Origin of the sequence: Belnapia moabensis DSM 16746 (genome assembly GCF_000745835.1) — a bacterium.
In the GTDB taxonomy this organism is placed as follows: Bacteria; Pseudomonadota; Alphaproteobacteria; order Acetobacterales; family Acetobacteraceae; genus Belnapia; species Belnapia moabensis.
Window position 1 is genome coordinate 1 of record NZ_JQKB01000240.1, and the last position, 2,248, is coordinate 2,248.

Consider the following 2,248-nt stretch of genomic DNA (forward strand, 5'->3'; position numbering starts at 1 on the left):
GCATTTTCAACTCCGTGGGCCGGAGACCGAAAGGCTGAACGCAAGGAGCAGTTCCGGTGCGTCCCCACCACATTATAGTCGTTGTAGAGTTCTGCCGTGATTTTGTTGCGGCTACGTTGCTCGAAACGTAAAGCGAGGCACGGCCTGCGGCATCCCGAACAGCAAGTTCGCAGGTTGGCACGACGCGCTCCACGAAGCGCCCGGCGTCGGATTCGACCGAGACAATCTATAGCGTCGCAATCGCGATCATGCGGACCTAGCATCTGCTTTCCTCGGAGGGAGCTAGGCCATGGTTCTGCACGCCAAGGGACACGGTGAAGCCGAGTGGACCGCGCCGCAGCGAAATTGCGGTACGGGATACCCCGTAGGGCGGATCCGCACCGTGGCCGCACTTACCATTGCGGCGGCGTCGGTCGGATGCACTGGACGGCTTCCGGAGTACAAGCCACCAGAGACTATCCGGGAGATTGCCGAGCAGAACTGGACGACGGCGCAGCGCCAATGGTTCCACCATACCTCCCAGGGCACTAAGATCATGCCCTACGCCTGGTTCATGGCGCTTGAGCAGCCCCAGCCCAGCTGGCCCGGCGCCGCGCCCCGGTTCGTCGAAGCGGACTACCTGCCGCGGCTCGGGTTCATCCCATCCCCATCCTCGGCGGCCAACCCCGATGGCTTGCCAATCGGCTTCGCCAAGGACGAATTCGGTGCGAATGAGGGCACCTCCGAAACTGAGGCGGTGGTCGGGCTGACCTGCGCCGCCTGCCACACGGGCCAGGTCGAGTATCGAGGCCGAGCCATCCGGATCGATGGCGGGCCCTCGATGGCGGATACCGGCGCCTTCCAAGAGCGGATCGGCCTCGCGCTCTACATGACCTACCACTCGGATCCCCGCTTCGCCCGCTTCGCGGGACGAGTGCTGGGCGCGACCGGCGAGGCAGACACGCCGGAGGCCCGAGAGCGGCTGCGACGCCGCCTCCAGCTCGCCTTGGATGCGGGCGCGACCGAGAAAGGGCTTGCGCAGCAGCGTCGGCTTTACCCGGTGGCGGAGGGTTTCGGGCGGTTGGACGCGCTGGGCCGGGGTGGGAACTTCGTCTTTGCCACTTTGCCTCAAAATCCCTCGAACTTGGCAGTGGCGGACGGGCCAGTGAGCTACCCGGCCCTGTGGGATGCCCCCTGGTTCGACTGGGTGCAGTACAATGGCGCCATCCAGCAGCCGATGGGACGCAACGTCGCCGAGGCCATGGGCGTCCGGTCCCTGGTGAAGCTCTCCGGACCGCCGGAACAGATCTACAGATCTTCGGTTAGAATCCAAAACATCTACGACCTCGAGCGCCAGCTCTCCGGCCCGGCTCCTGGACAAGGCCTGCAGTCGCCGCCCTGGCAAGAAGACATTTTGGGGTCCATTGACCGCGCTGCTGCGGAGCGTGGCCGGGGTGAGTTCAGCCGGCTCTGTGCGGGCTGCCATGTGCCATGGCAGCCTGGCGCGCCGGGGGCCGAGTCCAGCCCGCCTCGCGTGACGATGGTGGGTCTTCAGGCTATCGGCACCGACCCCAAGGCCGCCAGAAACTTCGCCACCCGAACGGCGGTCCTACCCTCTGGCCAGCGGGTGACTGCGAGCGAGGGGCTGCGGCTCGTGACCACCGACGTCATCAACAAATGGTATGACGTCAACGGAGTGCCGGAGCGCGGCACTTGGACTGACCCCAGCGGGACGGTGCGGCCGGGCCGGGAGGAGATGAACGGCGGCAGACTTAATGAGTGGCGCGCGCCGCTTGCATACCGGGCACGTCCGCTCAACGGCATCTGGGCGACCGCGCCTTACCTGCACAACGGGTCAGTCCCGAGCTTGTACCAGATGCTGCTGCCCGCGGATCGCCGCGACACGGTTTTCTATGTGGGGAGTCGCGAGTTCGATCCAAAAGACGTCGGGTTCTCCAGGGCCGCCTTCGAGGGTGGATTTCGATTTGACACCACCATTCCCGGCAACTCGAACCGCGGACACGAATTCCGCAATGGCCCGCGCAGCAACGGCGTTATTGGGCCTGAGCTTACCGAGCAGCAGAGGCGCGACATCGTGGAGTACATGAAGACGCTCTGACCCATCTCCTCGCAGACCAGCTCCGCGGCCCTGCGAACACGCCCGAAGGGCGGAAGCCGGCTCTGTTGCACAAATGAGCTGACGGTTAGGGTTCCCCTTTCCCCGGACAGCCTCATCCTACGGCTTCGGTGACGGGTATTCCGAGCGCGG

At 65.1% G+C, this 2,248-nt stretch carries 1 protein-coding gene; it reads left to right on the top strand.

Going from position 1 to position 2,248, the window contains the following annotated elements; translation table 11 throughout:
* Positions 1-289 precede the first annotated feature (289 nt).
* Positions 290-2,098 carry a di-heme-cytochrome C peroxidase gene (locus EP26_RS30550; protein ID WP_052389898.1) on the top strand — a complete coding sequence of 603 codons (1,809 nt, stop codon included), beginning with the start codon at positions 290-292 and terminating at the stop codon, positions 2,096-2,098.
* Positions 2,099-2,248: the final 150 nt, after the last annotated feature.

Coding starts and splice junctions, on each gene's coding strand:
- EP26_RS30550 (WP_052389898.1), top strand. CDS start 290: ATGGTTCTGCACGCCAAGGGACACGGTGAAGCCGAGTGGACCGCGCCG.